General features: G+C 69.0%; 18 protein-coding genes. 10 read left to right on the top strand and 8 right to left on the bottom strand.

Features of this window, described 5'->3' with window-relative positions:
* Positions 1-3 precede the first annotated feature (3 nt).
* From accB to cutA, 4 genes are all read right to left on the bottom strand, one after another.
* Positions 4-468, bottom strand: a complete 465-nt coding sequence (accB, locus tag U743_RS12085; protein ID WP_043768616.1) for an acetyl-CoA carboxylase biotin carboxyl carrier protein — start codon at positions 466-468, stop codon at positions 4-6.
* 37 nt (positions 469-505) lie between these two features.
* On the bottom strand, positions 506-946 hold the full coding sequence (gene aroQ, locus U743_RS12080; RefSeq protein WP_043768615.1) for a type II 3-dehydroquinate dehydratase: 441 nt from the start codon (positions 944-946) through the stop codon (positions 506-508).
* A 95-nt stretch (positions 947-1,041) separates the two neighbouring features.
* Entirely contained in the window at positions 1,042-1,545 is a 504-nt protein-coding gene (locus U743_RS12075; RefSeq protein ID WP_052368059.1) for a TlpA family protein disulfide reductase, read from the bottom strand.
* Positions 1,542-1,874 (bottom strand): divalent-cation tolerance protein CutA, encoded by a 333-nt coding sequence (gene cutA, locus U743_RS12070; protein ID WP_043768613.1) that lies wholly within the window; start codon positions 1,872-1,874, stop codon positions 1,542-1,544. Before cutA ends, U743_RS12075 begins: the two co-directional genes overlap by 4 nt.
* A gap of 49 nt (positions 1,875-1,923) precedes the next feature.
* Between cutA and U743_RS12065 the strand changes: the two genes are divergently transcribed.
* Both U743_RS12065 and U743_RS12060 read left to right on the top strand, forming a co-directional pair.
* Entirely contained in the window at positions 1,924-3,327 is a 1,404-nt protein-coding gene (locus U743_RS12065) for an MATE family efflux transporter (RefSeq protein ID WP_084191512.1), read from the top strand.
* A gap of 44 nt (positions 3,328-3,371) precedes the next feature.
* Positions 3,372-5,825 (top strand): DUF6351 family protein, encoded by a 2,454-nt coding sequence (locus tag U743_RS12060; RefSeq protein WP_043768610.1) that lies wholly within the window; start codon positions 3,372-3,374, stop codon positions 5,823-5,825.
* On the opposite strand, the gene U743_RS12055 is transcribed toward U743_RS12060, so the two are convergent.
* On the bottom strand, positions 5,826-7,241 hold the full coding sequence (locus U743_RS12055; protein WP_043768609.1) for an aminotransferase-like domain-containing protein: 1,416 nt from the start codon (positions 7,239-7,241) through the stop codon (positions 5,826-5,828).
* Positions 7,242-7,522: 281 nt separating this feature from the next.
* Between U743_RS12055 and U743_RS12050 the strand changes: the two genes are divergently transcribed.
* The 7 genes from U743_RS12050 to U743_RS12020 are packed head-to-tail and all read left to right on the top strand — an operon-like array spanning position 7,523 to position 13,246.
* Positions 7,523-8,005: an MSMEG_0572/Sll0783 family nitrogen starvation response protein gene (locus U743_RS12050; RefSeq protein WP_043768607.1), complete on the top strand. Its 483-nt coding sequence runs from the start codon at positions 7,523-7,525 to the stop codon at positions 8,003-8,005.
* 4 nt (positions 8,006-8,009) lie between these two features.
* Positions 8,010-9,059, top strand: a complete 1,050-nt coding sequence (locus U743_RS12045; RefSeq protein WP_043768606.1) for a Nit6803 family nitrilase — start codon at positions 8,010-8,012, stop codon at positions 9,057-9,059.
* The gene (locus U743_RS12040) at positions 8,992-10,092 is read left to right on the top strand and encodes an MSMEG_0568 family radical SAM protein (protein ID WP_084191511.1); all 1,101 of its coding nucleotides are present in this window, start codon (positions 8,992-8,994) and stop codon (positions 10,090-10,092) included. Before U743_RS12045 ends, U743_RS12040 begins: the two co-directional genes overlap by 68 nt.
* A gap of 2 nt (positions 10,093-10,094) precedes the next feature.
* Positions 10,095-10,676, top strand: coding sequence for an MSMEG_0567/Sll0786 family nitrogen starvation N-acetyltransferase (locus U743_RS12035; RefSeq protein ID WP_198022020.1), 582 nt, complete (start codon positions 10,095-10,097; stop codon positions 10,674-10,676).
* Complete coding sequence (locus tag U743_RS12030) at positions 10,676-11,695, top strand: sll0787 family AIR synthase-like protein (RefSeq protein WP_043768604.1); 1,020 nt, start codon at positions 10,676-10,678, stop codon at positions 11,693-11,695. Before U743_RS12035 ends, U743_RS12030 begins: the two co-directional genes overlap by 1 nt.
* Positions 11,688-11,972 carry an MSMEG_0570 family nitrogen starvation response protein gene (locus tag U743_RS12025; protein ID WP_043768602.1) on the top strand — a complete coding sequence of 95 codons (285 nt, stop codon included), beginning with the start codon at positions 11,688-11,690 and terminating at the stop codon, positions 11,970-11,972. The genes U743_RS12030 and U743_RS12025 overlap by 8 nt, the downstream gene beginning before the upstream one ends.
* Positions 11,969-13,246 carry an MSMEG_0569 family flavin-dependent oxidoreductase gene (locus U743_RS12020; protein WP_052368057.1) on the top strand — a complete coding sequence of 426 codons (1,278 nt, stop codon included), beginning with the start codon at positions 11,969-11,971 and terminating at the stop codon, positions 13,244-13,246. The genes U743_RS12025 and U743_RS12020 overlap by 4 nt, the downstream gene beginning before the upstream one ends.
* A gap of 144 nt (positions 13,247-13,390) precedes the next feature.
* Here the strand turns inward: U743_RS12020 and U743_RS12015 are convergent, their stop codons facing one another.
* Positions 13,391-14,482, bottom strand: a complete 1,092-nt coding sequence (locus tag U743_RS12015) for a serine hydrolase domain-containing protein (protein WP_043768601.1) — start codon at positions 14,480-14,482, stop codon at positions 13,391-13,393.
* A 104-nt stretch (positions 14,483-14,586) separates the two neighbouring features.
* Between U743_RS12015 and ilvD the strand changes: the two genes are divergently transcribed.
* Positions 14,587-16,302: a dihydroxy-acid dehydratase gene (gene ilvD / locus U743_RS12010; protein WP_052368056.1), complete on the top strand. Its 1,716-nt coding sequence runs from the start codon at positions 14,587-14,589 to the stop codon at positions 16,300-16,302.
* A gap of 109 nt (positions 16,303-16,411) precedes the next feature.
* Here the strand turns inward: ilvD and U743_RS12005 are convergent, their stop codons facing one another.
* Positions 16,412-17,245, bottom strand: a complete 834-nt coding sequence (locus U743_RS12005) for a TatD family hydrolase (RefSeq protein WP_232226774.1) — start codon at positions 17,243-17,245, stop codon at positions 16,412-16,414.
* A complete protein-coding gene (locus U743_RS12000; RefSeq protein ID WP_043768599.1) occupies positions 17,230-19,002 on the bottom strand; it encodes a DCC1-like thiol-disulfide oxidoreductase family protein in 1,773 nt (590 codons plus the stop codon). Before U743_RS12000 ends, U743_RS12005 begins: the two co-directional genes overlap by 16 nt.
* Positions 19,003-19,071 lie beyond the last annotated feature (69 nt).

Genomic DNA, 19,071 nt, shown 5'->3' with positions numbered 1-19,071 from the left:
GTCTCAGGCCGGGTCGATGAGGAAGAGCGGCTGGTCGAATTCCACCGGCTCGCCATTCTCCACCAGGACCTGGCTGATGACGCCGTCGCGGTCGGACTCGATCTGGTTGAGCATCTTCATCGCCTCAATGATGCACAGCGTCTGGCCGCTCTTGACGGTCTGACCGACATCGACGAAAGGCTTGGCGCCCGGTGCCGGTGCGCGATAGAAGGTACCCACCATGGGGGAGCGCATGGCATTGGCGCTGTCCTCTGCGGCCGGTGCCGGCGCCGGGGCGGGCGCCGGGGCGGGCGCCGGTGCTGGCGCGGCGGCAGGCTCGGCAGCCGGAGCGGCGGGTGCCGGAGCGGGAGTGACCGTCGGGCCTTGACGGCTGATGCGGACGGACTCCTCGCCCTGCTTGACTTCAAGTTCGGCGATGCCGGAATGCTCGAGCAGCTCGATCAGCTTCTTGATGGTGCGGATATCCATATCGGTGCTTACGCTCTTGGCTGTATTGGTTGGGGTGTCAGTCGGCGGCGCGGCCGCAGGCCGCGCGCAGGGCGAGGAGATAGCCGTCGGCGCCGAGGCCGACGAGCACGCCGGCCGCGACGTCGGCCAGCAGCGAGCGCTGGCGGAAGGCTTCGCGCGCGTAGACATTGCTGATGTGCACTTCGAAGAAGGGCAGGCCGACGCTCAGCAGCGCGTCGCGCAGCGCCACGCTATGGTGCGTGTAGGCGCCAGCGTTGATGATGATGGCGGTGGTGCCGTCGCTCGCCGCGGCGTGGATGCGGTCGATCAGCGCGCCCTCGTGGTTGGACTGGAAATCGTCCAGGGTCGCGTCCAGATTGCCGGCCAATTTGCGGCAGTCCGTAACGATGTCGGCCAGGCTCGCCTGCCCGTAGCGCTCGGGTTCGCGCTGGCCCAGCAGGTTCAGATTGGGCCCGTTCAGCAGCAAAATGCGGTGCACGAGCAGTGCTCCCCGAGAAATCTACCGCCAGTATAGCCACTGCGCGGCCCGATGCGCCAGTGCAACGCACGTTTAATGCTTTTCGCGCAACTTTCCTACAAGTAAGGCGCAATAAGCGCGTCGAACTCGGCACGATCAAGCTTGCCGTGGTGGCTTTCCACGAGCTTTCCGTCGCGGTCGATGACCACGGTGTAGGGCAGCGCGCCCTGTGTGTCGCCGAGCAGCGACAGCGCCGGGCCCACCTGTGCCGGATCGGCGAAGACCGGGTAGTTCATGCCCTGGCGCTTCGCGAAGCGCCCGACGGCGATGGCGTCGTCCATGGCCGGGCCGAGGAGGCGCAGGCCTTGCTCCCGGAGGGCTTCCTGCGCATCGATCAGCATGGGAATCTCTTCCAGGCAGGGTGGGCACCAGGTGGCCCAGAAGTTGACGACGACGAGCTCGCCGCGGTAATCGGCCAGCGCGTGCGTCTCGCCTTCCAGATCCTCCAGCGTCAGCTCCGGCTGGGCGGGCGGTGCCGGTGGCTCGAGCCAGAGGTAGATGCCGGCGCCGAGCAGCAGGCCCACTGCGCCGAGCGCCAGTACGGCGAGCGTTTGCTTCACGAGGCGCCCTCTGCCGGTGTGCTTTCCTCGGTCACCCACTGCGTGTAGGCGGAGAGCGCGCGGTCGGTGGATACGGCGATGCACTCCGGCACATCGTAGGAATGCAGCGCGGGCAGCGCCACCTCCAGCGCGTCGTAGCGCCCGGCGTCGGTCTTGCAGACGAGCAGCGCTTCGGCTTCCGATTCGATGTGGCCCTCCCAGCGAAAGACCGAGCGCACCGGCGCGACGATATTGACGCAGGCCACGAGCCGGCGCTCGACGAGAGCTTCGGCCAATGACGGGGCCTCGGCTTCCGTGGCGGTGATGAGCACGATCAGCGGTTCGGACATGGCCTGAGCATAGCAGCGCCGCCGGCGGCTTCGCGGGTGGGCGCCTAAGATGTCGACCCCTTTTCGTCGGTACCCGGAGTTGGACGCGCGCGCCTACCGTCAGGAGTTGCTGCCCTTTCTGCGCACGGCCGTGCCGATCATCGGCGCGCAGCTCTCCTTCATGGGAATGGGCGTGGTGGACACGCTCTACGCGGGGCGGCTGGGCGGGCAGGCGCTGGCCGCCATCGCGGTGGGCAGCCACGTTTGGATGCCGGTCTTCATGTTCTTTCTGGGCGTGCTGATGGCGGTCTCGCCCATCGTCGCGCAGCGCACGGGCGCGGCCGCCGATTCGCGCGCCACCGGCAGCATCCTGCGCGCTGTCCTGTGGCTGGCGCTGCCGCTGGGCGTATTGTGGTCGCTGCTGCTGCTGACGCTGGGCAACACGCTGATCGGCTTCACCGGCCTGCAGCCGGACACGGCCGCGCTGGCGCGCGCCTATCTCTCGGTGGAGGCGCTCGGCTGCATCCCCTTCGCGTTGGTCTTCGTGCTGCGCTACGGTGTCGAGGGCACCGGGCGCACGGCGCCGGTGCTATGGATCAGCGTGGCAGGTTTCGCCGTCAACGCCGCTTTCGACGGGCTGCTGATGTTCGGCTGGGGCCCCTTCCCGCGCATGGGCGCCGTGGGCTGCGGCTGGGCGACGGTGATCGCGGTGGTCGCGATGCTGGGCATGTGGATGTTGCTCTATCTGCGCTGGCAGCCGCTGCGCGCGGTGGGCCTCTTCGCCGCGCCGCGGGTGGCGCGCATGCGCACGGTCTGGCGCGACACGCTGCGCCTGGGCCTGCCCATCGGCTGCATTCTGCTGGCCGAGGCCGGGCTCTTCGCGGCGGCGATGCTGTTGATGGCGGCTTTTGGCGATACGGCAGTGGCCGCGCATCAGGTAGCGATCAACTTCGCTGCACTGGCCTTCATGGTGCCGCTGGGTTTCGGCTTCGCGGCTACCGTGCGCGTCGGCCAGGCCATCGGCGCCGGCGATCCGGCGCTGGCGCAGATGCGCGGCCGGCTGGCCATTGGCGCGGCGCTGGTCTTCTCGGCGCTGTCGGCGAGTGTCATGGCGCTCTTCCCCGAGGTCGTGGCGCGGCTGTATACGCCGGACGAGGAAGTCATCGCGCTGGCAGCGCGGCTGTTGCTGTACGCCGCCGCCTTTCAGATCTTTGACTGCCTGCAGGCCTCGGCCAACGGCGCGCTGCGTGGTCTGGCCGACACGCGCGGGCCGATGCGCATCACGGTTTCCGCCTACTGGTTGGTGGGCATGCCGCTGGCGCTCGTCGCGGCCTTCGTGCTGGAACTGGGGCCGGCTGGTCTGTGGTGGGGGCTCATCGCCGGGCTGGCGGTCGCCGCGGCGGGGCTGGTGACGCGCTTCCTGCGCGCGCCCTCCGCAAAAGCGACGAATGACATCCGGGGGACCGCGCAGTAGCCTTTGTGACAGAAAAAAGACTATTGCAGCCGAGGAGACACCCGATGCTTACGAGATTCCTTCCGCCCGCGGCGCTGGCGGCGCTTCTGCTTGTGGCCTGTGGCGGTTCCGAGCCGCCCGCTGTCGGTGCTGGTGACGGCGCCGGTAGCCGTAGTGTTGAAGCCGACTATCACACCCTGAAGACACCGCCGCTCGCCAACGGCGAGTTCGACCTGCTCACCGTCTCGACATTGCCCGACGCTGTGACCGGCGGCGATGTGCTGATGGCCGTACGCGGCCTGGCCGCGGAGGACAGCCTGCAGGTGCGTGCCGGTAGCCGCGATGTGACGGCAGCCTTTGTGCGGCGTGAGGATGGCGAGTGGCGCGGCCTGGTCGAGGGCCTGGTCGAGGGCGAGAACCGCATCCGCGCCACGGCCAGCGGCCCGGCCGGCGCGCGCCGTGCGACGCTGACGGTGATCAATCATCCGGTCAGCGGCCCGATCCTCTCCGGCCCGCATCAGACGCCCTTCAATTGCCGCACCGAGGACAATGGCCTCGAGCCGGCCATGGGCCCGGCCTGCTCGGCCGAGCCCAGGATGCAGTGGTTCGCGCGGCAGCTTACGCAGGACTGGGTCGAGGTCGAGAACCCCTTCGAGGGCTACCCGGCCGGCACGCTGTCGACGCAGACCGACGAGGGCAAGACGGTGCCCTATGTCGCGCGCGTCGAGACGCGCGTCATCAACCGCGGCATCGCCCGTCTCGCCGTGCTCGACGATCCGGCGTCGCGGAGCCCGGAAGATCCCTTCGAGCCGGTGAGCTGGAACGGCAATGTCTATTACGTCTATGGCGAGTCCTGCGGCCACGGTTATGGGCAGGGCACCAGCACGACCGATTTCGTGCTCGGCGGCTTTCCGGACCTGACCTCGATCTCCGGCGACGCGCTGCTGATCAATCTCGCCGGCGTTTCGGACCGGCTCGGCTCGGGCGACATCACCGTGCACAACACGCTGTCGGCTTACGGCAATCACTGCAATCCGCTGATCAGTATCGAGACGTCGATGATGATGAAGGAGCACATCGCCGAGAACTACGGCGAGGTCGCGCGCGTCGTCGGCACCAACGGCTCGGGTGCGGCGCTGCAGCAATACAACGCGGCCAATAACGCGCCGGGGCTGCTCTCGGCCGGCCTGCCGACGGCAACCTTCGCGGATATTCCCTCGACGGCGATGACCGTCGCCGACTGCGGCCTGCTGCTGGATTACTACGAGCGCAGCGATCTGGACTGGACGCAGCGCAAGCAGTGGTCGGTCAATGGCCACAACGCGCTGTCGGGCAATCAGCTCAACGCCATCTGCAGCTCCTGGGAGGACGCCTTCCTCGACCGCCTCGATCCGACCGCCGGTTCCGGCTGCGGCGCCACTTCCGAGCAGCGTTATCACCCGGAGGACAATCCCACCGGCGCGCGCTGCGCTATCCAGGACGCCAACGTCAATATCTTCGGCACCATGCCGCATCCGGAGCACGGCGTGATGGTGGCGCGGCGGCCGCTGGATAACACCGGCGTGCAGTACGGGCTCGAGGCCTTCAACGACGGGGCGATCAGCTTCGCCGAGTTCCTCGATCTCAATCGCAACATCGGCGGCTACGACATCGACGGCCAGTGGGAAGCGGCGCGCATGGTCATGCATCCGGAGGTCGAACGCATCACCTACCGGCTCGGCGGTGTCATCGGTCGCGGTGCGCTGGCCGAGACGCCCTTCATCGATATCGCGGCCTATCTGGACCTGATTCCGGTGGCCAATATCCACGAAGCGATCCGGCCCTTCACGGTGCGCGATAGGCTGCGCCCGCGCGCGGGCGGCGGTGCCACCCAGAGCATCTTCCGCGGCGTACTGACCCAGCCCGACGTCTATCCGCTGATGGATGACTGGCTCGACGCTCTCGCAGCTGCCGAGGCTGCCACCGGCTTCGGCGGCGCCCCGGAGCGCATTGCGCGCGTCATTGATGCCAAGCCGGCGATGGCCGAGGACCGCTGTTCTTTCGGCACTATCGGCGGTCGTCTGGAGCTGCCCGGCACCCTGCTCGGGCCGCTGGGGCTGGAGGCGCCACTGCTGCCGACGCTCACCGCTATCCTCGGGCTGCCCGGTGTGGAGGTGCTCTCGGGCGCCGAGTTGTCATTGCGCGTCGACGTGCCCGAGAATTTCGATAGCGGGATTGGTCCCTGCGCCATCGCGCTGCCGGTCACGAGCACACCGCGCATGGTCGCCGGCATGCCGCGCAGCGGCGACATCATCCGCTGCCAGAAGAAGCCGGTGGACGCGCGCGACTACGAGGCGGATCTGACGGCCGAGCAGCTGAACGAGATCGCCGCGATCTTCCCGGAAGGCGTCTGCGACTACACGCGACCCGCCGCCGGTGACGTCGAAGAGAGCCTGATCTGGCCGAGCATTGGCGGACGCCAGCGTCTGCCCGAGCCGGTGTCGTTGCGCTGGCGCGCGGCGCGGGCCAACGCGGACTGATCAGTCGGTCGCGCGGGCGGCGACGCCGTCCGTTGCGGCCACTAGCTCGGCCGCCACGGCCTGCAGCATGTCGCGACAGCCACTGCGCGAGACGGGGCCGCCCAGGCAGACGCGCACGGCAGGCTTCGGCGCTCCGACCACGCTGAAGGCGTCGGAGGCCACCACGGCGCAACCGCGCGCGCGCAGGTCGGCTGCGAAGCGCGCCGCGCTGCTGTGTGCCGGCAGGGGCAGCCAGAGGTGGAAGCCATTGGGCGCGGCGGCAAAGCCGGTGCCGGCGAGGATGTCGGCCGCCAGCCGCTGGCGCTGCGCCGATTCGCGCCGGATGGCTTCGGCGGCCACATCGACCGTGCCGTCTTGCAGCCACTGCGTCGCCAGCCGCACCATGAAGGGCACCGGCATCACCATGGTCGAGCGCATGGCCGCGGCCAGCCTTGCCTGGTAGCGCGCCTGCGGCACGGCCACGTAGGCCACGCGCAGGCCCGCGCCCAGGCACTTGGCCAGGCCGGTGGCGTAGAAGCACAGCTCGGGCGCCAGCGCGGCCAGCGGCGGTGGCGCCTCCGGCGTCAGCGGCCGGTAGGGGTCGTCCTCGATGATGGGCACGTTGTATCGGCGCGCGATGTCGGCGATGGCGCGGCGGCGCTCGGCGGGCAGGGTCGCCGTTGTCGGGTTCTGTACGGTCGGGTTGCAGTAGAGGGCGGCTGGTGGGTCGGTGGCGCAGAGCGCGGCGAAGGCATCGGGGTCGAGACCCTGCCGATCGCTGTGCAGCCCGATCAGCTCTATGCCCAGCTGTGCGGCCAGGCCCTTGAGACCGGAATAGGTGATCGCCTCGCAGGCGACGCGGTCGCCTGGGCGGGCCAGCGTCATGAGCAGCGCCAATAGCGCGGCCTGCACGCCGGGAAAGACGAGCACGCGCTCGGCGCTGACTTCGGGCAGGTGGGCGGACAGCCAATGCGCGCCGGCGGCGCGATCCTCGGGCGGGCCGCCGGCTTCGTCGTAGCGCAGCAGCGACCAGAGCGTGGTCGCCTCCTGCCGGTCGACGATGCCGGCGAAGCCCTGCCACAGGCGCGCGGTGAGCGCGCTGTCCTCCGGCTCCGGCGCCATGTTCATCATCATATCCGGCAGCCCGGCCGGCCCGGCGCGGCGCACCGCGCCGGTGCGGACACGCTCGGCGACGCGCGTGCCGGTGCCGGGGCGGCTGACGATCAGGCCGCGTCGGGCAGCCTCGGCGTAGCCGCGCGCCACGGTGGTGAAGTTGCGCCCCAGGCGCTGCGCCAGTTCGCGCACCGGCGGCAGGCGCTGGTGGGCGACCAGTCGGCCGCTGTCGATGTCCTCGCCGATGACGTCGGCGATGGCGCGGTAGGCCGGGGCGGCGCTGCTGCGGATGCGCAGATTCCAGCGGCTGATATCCAGCGACATGTCCGGCCTCCTGGTCGGTCAATGCGTGATGCGGCTGCGCCAATGCGGTGCAGGTGCGCCCCTTGAGGCGGCATGGCATGCCGCAGCGCGCCGCGGGCGACGGCTTGAGGTTGCGACAGTGCTGCCTTGATCAGCACGTCCAGCAAGAAAAATGCCATGGCGAACAGCAATGTCTCGCCTTGTATGGATTCGTGGCGTGGGCAATGGCACATCGGTTGCGCCTATTGGGATACCGGCACTCATACAGCCGGCGCATATCCATCCCGCATCAGGAGCATTCCATGCCCGCAGTCGATAAACCCGCACACAAGAAAGGCGACTTCTTCGTCGATTACGAGGAGAAGGTCTTCGAGGATGTCCAGGCCGAGGCCGGCCAGAAGGCGCTGGTCACCTTCCACACCGTGGCCTTCGAGGGCTCCATCGGCCTCGTCAATCTGCTGCAGGCCAAGCGCCTGCTGCGCAAGGGCTTCGAGACCACCGTGCTGCTCTACGGCCCGGGCGTGACGCTGGGCGTGCAGCGCGGCTTCCCGACCCTGGGCGACGAGGCCTTTCCGGGCCACCAGAACTTCAACAACCAGCTGGCGGCCTTCATGGAGGAGGGTGGCAAGGTCTACGCCTGCCGCTTCGCCCTGCAGGCGCTCTACGGTCACGGCGAGCCCTCGCTGCAGCCGGGCATCGTGCCCATCAACCCGCTCGATGTGCTCGATCTCAATCTGCTGCACAAGCGCGAGAACGCCGTGATCATCGACACCTGGACGGTGTAGCGACATGGCTGCTGCAGCCGATACCACCGTGCGCGCCGCTGCCGTGCAGCTGTCGCCGGTGCTCGGTGACCGCGCGGCCACCATCGACAAGGTGGTGGCCGCCATCGCCGAGGCCGCAGGCCGCGGCGCCCGCATCGTGGTCTTTCCCGAGACCGTGGTGCCGAACTACCCCTACTTCTCCTTCATCACGCCGCCCATGACGATGGGGCCGGCGCATCTGGCCTTGTACGAGCAGGCCGTGGAGGTGCCGAGCGCGGCCACCGAGGCCGTGGCCGCCGCCGCGCGCGCCAACGAATGCGTGGTCGTGCTCGGTGTCAACGAGCGCGACCATGGCACGCTCTACAACGCGCAGCTGATCTTCGATGCCGACGGCAGCCTGCTGCTCAAGCGCCGCAAGATCACGCCGACCTACCACGAGCGCATGGTCTGGGGCATGGGCGACGGCGCCGGGCTGAAGGTGGTGGATTCGGCCGTCGGCCGCGTCGGCGCGCTGGCCTGCTGGGAGCACTACAACCCGCTGGCCCGCTACGCCCTCATGACCCAGCACGAGCAGATCCACTGCAGCCAGTTCCCGGGCTCGCTGGTCGGCCCCATCTTCGCCGAGCAGATGGAGCTGACCATGCGCCATCACGCCCTGGAATCGGGCTGCTTCGTGATCAACGCCACCGGCTGGCTGGACGATGCCCAGGTCGCCAGCATCACGGACGACGCCAAGCTCGCCAAGGGCCTGCGCGGTGGCTGCTACACGGCCATCGTCTCGCCCGAGGGGCGGCATCTGGCCGAGCCGCTGTACGAGGGCGAGGGCATGGTCGTCGCCGATCTGGACCTGGCGCTGATCACCAAGCGCAAGCGGATGATGGATTCGGTGGGCCACTACGCCCGCCCCGAGCTGCTGTCGCTGCAGCTAGACGACAGCCCCGCCACCCCCCTGCATCGTGCCGGCACACCGGCTGCCGATGCCGTCACTTCCCCATGGAGCGATCCCCATGTCGCAGACCGAGACGAATCGTCGCCTGATCACGGAGCTGCAGTCACGCGGGCTGCGTCTGCTTGACGAATCCGCGGGCGCGCCCAGCCGCCGCGGCGGCGCCGGGCCCTCCGACCACAAGGCCGTGCAGATCAACGGCCAGACGGTGATGGTGCCGGTGCACAGCCGCTCCGCGGCCGTGTCGCCCTTCGAGGCCGGCGCCAGCGGTGCCAATGGCGCCGTGCAACTCACGCGCGACGGCGCCCACGTCGGCGATATCCGCTTCCCGGAGGCGCCGCGCTTCTACGGCCTGCAGACCCTGGACGGCGTGCCCTACTGGAAGATCGCCCAGCTGCATGGCACCGATGTGCTCGCCACCACCGTGCTGCAGACCTGCGTGCGCTACGGCCGGCGCGACACGTCGTGCCAGTTCTGCGCCATCGGCGAGTCCCTGGCGGCCGGCCGCACCATCAACCGCAAGCTGCCCGAACACCTCGCCGAGGTCGCGCGCGCCGCCGTGCGCATGGACGGCGTGCGCCACATGGTGATGACCACGGGCACGCCCAACTTCACCGACCGCGGTGCGGCGCTGCTCTGCGAATCGGCCTTCGCCGTGCGCGCCGCCGTCGACATCCCCATCCAGGCGCAGTGCGAGCCGCCGGACGATCCGGTCTGGTTCGACCGCCTGAAGGCGGCCGGCGTCGACAGCCTGGGCATGCATCTGGAGGCCGTCACGCCCGAGGTGCGGGCGCGCATCATGCCCGGCAAGGCCGAGGCCGATGTCGAGCAGTACATGGCGGCCTTCGCCGACGCCGTCGCCGTCTTCGGCCGCGGCCAGGTCAGCACCTACATCCTGGCTGGCCTGGGCGATTCGGCCTCGGCGATCCTGGAGACTTCCGAGCGCCTCATCGCGCTCGGCGTCTATCCCTTCGTCGTGCCCTTCGTCCCCGTGGGCGGCACGCCGCTGGCCGAGCATCCACCGCCGGACGCGGCCTTCATGCGCTCGATCCTGCAGCCGCTGGGCCGCATGCTCGCCGAGGCCGGGCTGCGCGCGCGCGACATCAAGGCCGGCTGCGGCCGCTGCGGCGCCTGCTCCAGCCTGTCGACCTACGAGGACTGAGAATGCTCCAGGCCACGACCGACGCCAGCTCCGGAGCGATGTTCGACGCGCCTCCCTTTGCATTTCGCCCGGGCGAGTACCGTATTCGCCGCGCGCAGGCCGCCTGGGAGCGCGCCGGCTGCGCGGCGTTGCGGCGTACGGTCTTCTGCGGCGAGCAGGGCCTCTTCGACGGCGACGACACGGACGAGCTTGATGGCGTCGCCATCGCGCTGGCGGCTATCGCCTGCGTCGCCGGCCAGCCCGAAACGGTGGTCGGCACCGTGCGCATCCATCGCGATGCCGACGGCATCTGGTGGGGTTCGCGCCTGGCCGTGGCGCGCGACTACCGGCGCGCGGCCTGGCTGGGCAGCGCGCTGATCGGCTTCGCCGTCGGCCACGCGCGCGCGCTGGGCTGCCGGCGCTTCCTGGCACGCGTGCAGCAGGCCAACGTGCCGCTCTTCACACGCCTGCACTGGCAGAGTCTGGCGGCGGTCGAAGTTCGCGGCGCACCGCACGCATTAATGGCGGCGGATCTGGATCGCTACCCGGCCGTGCCGCAGACGGATATCGCGCTCTACCCGGCACAGCAGACGGAGACCGCCTGATGGCCGCGGATGCCGACAGCGTGCGGCTGGCGCGGCTGTGCAGCGGCCTGCGGCAGAGCCGCGGACTGGCCGGCAAGCGCGATATTGCCCACGCTCTGGCCGCCCTCGGCGACACCACCGTGCCGGGCGCGCCCGCCGTGGCCAATGGCGACGACGCCGCCGCGATTACCGATGGCGAGGGTTGGCTGCTCTTCGCCATCGAGGGCTTCATTCAGGAGTTCGTCGCGGCCGATCCCTGGTTCGCCGGCTGGTGCGGAGTGATGGTGAACTGCTCCGATATCGCGGCCATGGGCGGGCGGCCGATGGCGGTGGTCGACGCCGTCTGGGCCGCCGACAGCCTGCAGCTGGCGCCGGTCATGGAAGGTATGGCCGCGGCCGCGCGCGCCTTCGGCGTGCCGGTGGTCGGGGGCCACAGCAACAGCCGCGCCGGCGGGCTGCAGTTGGCCGTGGCGGTGCTCGGCCGCGCCGCGGCGTTGCTGCCGGGGAGCGCCGCCCGCCCCGGCGATGCGCTGATGGTCGCGATAGATCTGCGCGGCGGTTACCGCGGTGTCTTTCCGCACTGGGACGCCGCCACCGATGCGCCGAGCGCGCGGCTGCAGGGTGATCTGGCGCTGCTTCCGGAGTTGGCCGAGGCCGGCCTTTGCCGGGCTGCCCGCGACATCAGTCAGGCCGGCGCGCTGGGCTCGGCGCTGATGCTGCTGGAAGCCGCCGGTTGCGGCGCCGAGATCGCCATCGACGCGGTGCCGCGGCCGAGCAGCACCGATGCCGAGCGCTGGCTGCTGGAGGCCTTCCCGAGCTTCGGCTACGTACTCGCCGTGCCGCCGGAACAGGAAGGCGCGGTGGCCGCGCGTTTCGCCGAGCGCGATATCGCCTGCGCCACGGTCGGATGCTGTACGGCTCAGCCCGTGCTGCGGCTATCCGCCGGCGACGCCCGGCGCGTGGCCTGGGATCTGGCGCGTGAGCCGGTGCTTGGCCTCGCGCCGAACACTATTCCGCAGCAGAGGACCAACCATGCCTGAAACACGATTCCGTATCCGCCTGCCGGACGATACGACCATGGCCTGCTACTCGCCGTCGAGCAGCATTCGCGAGGCCTTCGCTGTCGGCGAGTCCTGCGCGCTGAGCGATTTCGTTGCGCGCTCGCGCGCCGCACTGGAGCACGCCAGCCAGCGTGTGGCCGACAAATACGGCTTCGGCTGCGGCCAGGCCTTTCAGCAGATCCGGCAGATCGAGGAAGTCGCCGCGCGCTACGCCGAGGAGCCGGCCGCGCGCATCACCGTGGAGGCATTCGAATGACGGAAGCGATTGCCGGGCACCGCCCGGAACTGGAGGTCGCCGTGGTCGGTGGCGGGCAGGCCGGTCTGGCCATGAGCTGGTATCTCAAGCGCGCCGGCATCAGCCATCGCGTCTTCGAGAAGAACTATCCGGGCTTCGAATGGCGCGAGCAGCGCTGGGACTCCTTCTGCCTGGTTACCCCCAACTGGCAATGCCGCTTGCCGGGGCACCCCTACGACGGCGGTGATCCGCACGGCTTCATGCTGCGCGAGGAGATCGTCGATTACATCGAGCGCTACGTCGCTCGCTTCGAGCCGCCCTTGTCCTGCGGCGTCACGGTGCAGCGCGTGCGCGCCGACGGCGACGCCTTCAGAGTCGAGACCGATCACGGCAGCTGGCGCGCGCGGCAGGTCGTTGCCGCTACCGGCGGCTATCACCGGCCGCGCATCCCGCACGTGGCGGCGGCGCTGCCGCGCGGCATTCAGCAGATGCACTCGTCGGCCTATCGCAACCCCGAGCAGCTACCGGAAGGCGGCATTCTCGTTGTCGGCACCGGTCAATCCGGCTGCCAGATCGCCGAGGATCTGCATCTGGCCGGCCGGCAGGTGCATCTGGTGGTGGGCAGCGCGCCGCGCGCGCCGCGCTTCTATCGCGGCCGCGACGCCACGGATTGGCTACACGACAGCGGCTACTACGCCATTCCCGTCGATGCGCACCCGCAGGGCGAGGCCGTGCGCGACAAGACCAATCACTACCTCTCCGGCCGTGGCGGCGGCCGCGAGATCGACCTGCGCGCCTTTGCCACGCAGGGCATGGCGCTGTACGGAAGGCTCGACGATATCGACGGCGCGCAGCTGCGCTTCCGTCAGGATCTCGCGACGAATCTGGATCGCGCCGACGCTTCGGCCGAGGCCATCAAGCGCAGTATCGACGCCTATATCGAGGCCGAGAACATCGACGCCCCCGCCGAGCCGCCCTACCAACCGGTGTGGGCGCCAGAGACCGAGCCGACAGCGCTGGATCTGGAGGCGGCCGGCATCAGCAGCGTGATCTGGTGCACCGGCTTCGACAGCGACTTCAGCTGGCTGCAGCTGCCGGTCTTCGACGGCCGCGGCGAGCCCATGCACCGGCGCGGGGTCACGCCCGTGCCGGGCGCCTATTTCCTCGGGCTGCCCTGGCTGCACACCTGGGGCTCGGGCCGCTTCGCCGATGTCGGCCTGGACGCCGAGCATCTCTTCGCGCAGGTCGAGGCTCGTGCCCGTCAGCGGCAGACGCCGCTGTCGATGTCGGCTTGAACCATGCTGCTGGGGCCGAATTGATAGCCACAGATTCCACAGATTCAGGGGATCGTCTGTTGGTGAGCGTTGACGAAGTCAGCGCTCACCACAAGCGGAAAATCTGCTTCTATCTGTGAAATCTGTGCTTAGATTGCCACCCGATCAGGGTAGCCGCGCCAGGATCTCGGTGCGCAGCTCGCGCATCAGCTCCAGGCTGGTGACGTAGTCGGAGCGTTGCAGTAGCAGCACGCCGTAATAGTCGCGGTCGTCGTCAAGCCAGGGCGTGGTGCCGAAGAGGCCGGGGGAGGACAGTTCGGGACCGGCGGTGCCGGCGTCGGCCAGCTCCCCGGATGACTCGATCCAGAATCCGAAGCTGTAGTCGCTGGCCGTCACACCCGGTAGCCGGCCACCGTCGGTGCTCGTCTGCGATTCGCGCAGCATGTCGTAGTCGTCGGCATCCAGGATCGCGGTGTCGCGCGTCAGCACGGCGCGTTGGAAGGCGGCCAGATCAGCCGTTGAGGCGCGGATGCCGCCGGCAATGCGCGGATTGCTCGCAGGCAGGAAGGGAAGGCTCACGCCCAGTGGCTGGGCGATGCGCTCGTCGACCAGTGTCTGCCAGTCCTGCTCGGCGAAAGCCTCTGCCACCGCGCCGGCGACCTGGTAGCCGCCTGCGCCGTAGGCGAATTCGTTGCCCGGCTCGAAAGCCGTGCCGTCTTCCAGAATGGCGGTGGCGCACTCCATCAGGCTGTCGCTGCTGCTGCTTCGATCCTGAACGGACACACAGTCCGGGCTGGTGTCCAGTCCGGAAGTGTGGTTGAGCAACTGTCGCAGCGTGATCTCCTGTGCGGCCTGGGTTTCGCCCGCCGGAGTGCCGTCGAGATAGTCGGCGATCGGCTGGTCGAGACGCAGGCGGTTACCGGGTAGCAGCGCGGCGTCGTTGGTGAGGCTGAGAATCACCGCTGCCGCCACGGGCTTGCCGGCGCTTGCGATGAACACGGCGCCGTCGGTGGACGCGATATCTCCAGCGGAGATACGCGCGTAGACCGCCTCAGTGGTGCCGATCTCCAGCGCGTAGCCATCGATATCGCCGCGATTGCGGGCATTCTCCAGGACCGAGCGGGCGGCGCTCTGCAAGGCGCCGTTGTCGGGCGGGTCGATGCCGGGGTCGGTGCTGGTGTCGTCTTCGCCATTGCAGGCGACGAGCGTGGCTCCGAGCAGGAGCGGGGGCAGGATTCGAGCGAGGTGGGAACGCATTGAGAAGGCCCTTGTTCTGGAATTGCGGTGGGGGCTGATGCCCAGTGACGAGCTTGATGTAGCATGCGCGGCCTGATTCCTACCTTAACTCCCGGGGCGGCGCCATGAGTAGCGAGACCTCCGGCGGCGGCAAGCCGCGCTATCGTTCCAACACCATCACGCAGAGCGTAGCGCGCGCGCCGAACCGCGCCATGCTGCGCGCCGTCGGCTTCGGCGAGGACGATTTCGACAAGCCGATCATCGGCGTGGCATCGGGCCATTCGACGATGAATCCCTGCAATGCCGGCATCGGCGCGCTGGCCGAGCGCGCCATTGAGGCGCTCGCAGAGGTCGGCGCCAAGCCGCAGCTCTTCGGCTTTCCGACGGTCACCGACGGCATCTCGATGGGCACCGAGGGCATGAAGTACTCGCTGGTTTCGCGCGAGGTCATCGCCGACGCCATCGAGACCGCCGCACAGTCGCAGTTCATGGACGGCGTGCTCGCCATCGGCGGCTGCGACAAGAACATGCCCGGCGCGCTCATCGCGCTGCTGCGCATGAATGTGCCGGCCGTCTTCTGCTACGGCGGTACCATCAAGCCCGGTCGCTGGAAGGGCCAGAACCTGACCATCGTCTCGGCCTTCGAGGCGGTGGGGGCCTATAGCGCCGGCAAGATGGAGAAGGAGGACTACGACGGCATCGAGCGCAACGCCTGCCCGAGCTTCGGCGCCTGTGGCGGCATGTTCACAGCCAACACCATGTCCAGCGCCTTCGAGGCCATGGGCGTGTCATTGCCGTACTCCTCGACCATGGCCAACCCGGACCCCGAGAAGGCCGATTCGGTGGCCGAGTCGGCGCGCGCGCTGCGCAAGGCCGTGGATATGAACATCCGGCCGCGCGATCTGGTCACGCGCAAGTCCATCGAGAACGCGGTGGCGGTGATCATGGCCACCGGCGGCTCGACCAACGCCGTGCTGCACTTCCTGGCCATCGCCCACGCCGCCGGCGTCGAGTGGACGATCGACGACTTCGAGCGCATGCGCAAGAAGGTGCCGGTGCTCTGCGATCTCAAGCCGTCCGGGCGCTTCGTCGTCACCGAGTTCCACGAGGCCGGTGGTGTGCCACAGGTCATGAAGATCCTGCTGGCCAACGGTCTGCTGCACGGCGACTGCCCGACCATCACCGGCGCGACGCTGGGCGAGCTGCTGGCCGACATCCCGGAGCAGCCGCGGCCGAATCAGGAGGTGATCCGGGCCTTCGACAATCCGATGTATGCCGAAGGGCATCTGGCCATCCTCAAGGGCAATCTCTCGCCGCTTGGCTGTGTCGCCAAGATCACCGGTATCAAGCATCCGGTGATCACCGGACCGGCGCGTGTCTTCGATTCCGAGGACGAAGCCATGGAGGCGATCCTGGCCGACAAGATCGGTGCCGGCGACGTGCTCATCATCCGCTACGAAGGCCCCAAGGGCGGCCCCGGCATGCGCGAGATGCTGGCGCCGACCTCGGCCATCATCGGCAAGGGCCTGGGCGAGAGTGTCGGCTTCATCACCGACGGCCGCTTCTCGGGCGGCACCTGGGGCATGGTCGTCGGACATGTCGCGCCCGAGGCCGCCGTCGGCGGTCCCATCGCGCTGGTTGAGGAAGGCGATCAGGTCACTATCGACGCCAAGGCCCTGAAGATCGAACTGCACATCGACGACGCCGAGCTGGAGCGTCGCCGCGCCAACTGGCAGCCGCGGCCGCCGCGCTACACGAGCGGCGTGCTGGGCAAGTACGCGCGTCTGGCCGTTGGTGCCGAGCGCGGCGCGGTCACCGACGCAGACCTTGACAAGGGCTGAGGGCTACAGATGACACAGATCTGAAGGATTCCTTGGTGCTGCGCAGCTGACGCAGTCAGCGCGCAGCTCGAGTGATTCGCGGGAATCTGTGCGATCTGTGGCTTCTTCTTCAGTCCAGGCCGAAGAAGGCGCGGGCGGTGGCGGCAGTAGCTTGGCCCAGCGCCTCGGGATCGTCGCCACGCAGCTCGGCGAGCCGGTCGCGCACCCAGGGCAGATAGGCCGGCTCGTTGCGGCGGCCGGCGCTCTTGGCGACCGCGCGCGGCAGGTTGCGCGGCAGCAGATAGGGTGCGTCGGTCTCGATCATGAGCCGCTCCACCGGAATCATGGGTGCGGCTTCGGCGGCGGCCGCGCCGCGGCGTTCGTCGCAGACCCAGCCGGTGACGCCGATGTGGCAGTCAAGCGCCAGATAGTCCTCAAGCTCCGCCGGGCCCTCGGTGAAGCAGTGCACGCAGGCGGCGCTCAGCTGCGGCCGGTATTCGCGCAGGATCGCCACGAAGTCGGCGTGCGCGGCGCGCTGGTGCAGGAAGACGGGCAGGCCGGTTGCCACGGCGATGTCGAGCTGGGCGCGGAAGGCCGCCTGCTGATCGGGGCGGGGCGACAGGTCGCGGAAGTAGTCGAGGCCGCATTCGCCGACGGCGCGGCATTCGGCGGCCTGCGCGTTGCCGCGAATCTGGGCCGCCAGGGCCTCGCTCCAGTGCGCGGCATGGTGGGGGTGCAGGCCGGCGGTGGCCGAGAGCATGGCTGGTTGCGCGCGGGCCAGCTGCAGGGCGCGGCTGTTGCTTTCGGCGTCGCTGCCGGTGAGCACGATGTGGCTCAGGCCGGCGGCAGTGGCGCGGGCGAGCACGGCCTCGAAGTCCTGCGCGAAGCTTTCGTGGGCGAGGTTGGCGCCAATATCGATCATGAAGGGATTGATACGCGTGTGAAAGGTCAGTCGGGCAGGCACTGATGCCGCCAGGCAGTGCGGCGCACGGCCTCGGCAGATTCGCCGGGCGCTGGCGATTCCTTGATGACGTAGACCATCTCAAAGCTGTGCAGCCGTTTTCCGGCTGTGGCTGTTGCGTTGTACTGCCGGCAAAGGTAACGGCCGTAGGCGAGGAAGAGTGCTTCCTCGCGCAGCTCGTAGAGTCGCCATTCGTAGCTGTGCCAGCGTACGTTGCGATGCGCGTTCGGCGGTTGCGGGCGCTGCCAATCGAGTTCGCCGTCGTCGGCACGCAGGTCGATGTTGCGGCCGTTCTCAAGCTGGCCCGGGAAGACGATCCAGCCGTCGCGTCGCGAAGGCTCCGGCGCGAACATGTCCCAGCGCTGATCGATGCGCAGCGCGTGCACTGACGGCGCCACCGGCTGCAGCGCCGCGGTGGGCAGCCAGCCGACGCTATGTGCATTCCAGGCCGTGATCACGAGCAGCGCCAGCACTGCCAGGGCCTGCCCAGTAGTGCTCGGGCGCCAGCGCAGTGTGCGCGGTCGCCAGAACCAGCGTGTGGCGGCTGCCACGCCGCCGCGGCCGTTGGCGACGAGGTCGTAGGTGCGCGTGCCGAGGCTCTGTAGCGGTGCCAGCGCGGCAATGGGCGCCAGCCAGCGGAAGAGCAGTGAGGCGCGCAGCAGGGCGACGAAGGCGTCGTACTTCAGATGCGCGACGTTGTCGGCGTCGATGACGACCCAGCTCCAGTGCGCATCCATCAGTCGCTGCGCGCGCGTGACCTCCTGCGCCGGCTGGATGGTCGCGCGCGGAATCACTAGGAAGGTCACGAGTAATCGGCAGCTGGCCAGGCAGAAACCGCAGTCGCGGTCGTAGTAGATGCGGATCTCGCCGCCGCGGTCGAGGCGGCGCCGTACTCCGTCCCAAAGTGCGGGCGTGGTCAGCGCCATCAGTGCGGCGAAGCTAACCCAGGGGAAGTGGCCCAGCTCCAGGCAGAGCAGGAAGCCGAGATGCATCAGCATCAACAGCGCGAAAGCGAGGAGCCGGAAGGCGCGTGTGGCCAGCGGCGCGAAGACGAGCAGCGGCGCACCCCACTCCAGGAAGTAGACGAAGTAGCTCAGCGCCTGCGTGATGTCGGGGAAGCCCTGCAGCCAGCGGCCGAGGGCGGTGGCGTAACGTTCCAGCTCCAGTGCGTAGTAGACGGCCGTGCCGTCCGGCCACCAGGCGTCGCCGTGCTTGAGCACCGCTGAGAAGAAATAGACCGAGACCACCTGCACGAGAAGCGCGAAGGCGGCCGGGCTGCGGTGGCGGTTGGAGACCGGCGGTGGCGTGCTCGCCAGCGCCGCGTCGGCCGACCAGCGCGTCGCCATGGGTAGGAAGAGGCTCCAGAGCAGCAGCGCCATGATCAGGATGTCGCCGCCGATGAGGATCAGCGGATTGCGCGACTGGATCGAGGCGACCAGCACGAAGAGCGCAATGGTCGCTGCGCGTGTGCGCCAGCCCAGCGTAAAGGCGGCGGCTGCGAGCCAGGCCGCGACGATGAGCGCGCCGCTCCACCAGGCGCCGCCGGCCGCGAGCAGCAGCGAGATGCGCCCGACATCGGCGACCTCGATAAGGGTGACGCGCGGCAGTACGCCAGCGTCGCCGTAGAAGGCGCCCAGGTCGCAGAGCCGGAGCCCCAACTCGAAGAGCAGAACCAAGCCGAGCAGCACGCGCAACACGGCCAGGCCGCGCAGATCAACGGTCGCGGATTCTCGCCACCAGCGCTGCAGGATTCGGCGCATCAGCGGATTCCGAAATGCGACGGGGAGCCCGTGGCTCCCCGTCGATGAATCGGCCTCCTATGGCGCGGC

The organism is Algiphilus aromaticivorans DG1253 (assembly GCF_000733765.1).
Classification (GTDB): domain Bacteria; phylum Pseudomonadota; class Gammaproteobacteria; order Nevskiales; family Nevskiaceae; genus Algiphilus; species Algiphilus aromaticivorans.
This window is presented reverse-complemented; position numbering and strand designations above follow the sequence as displayed.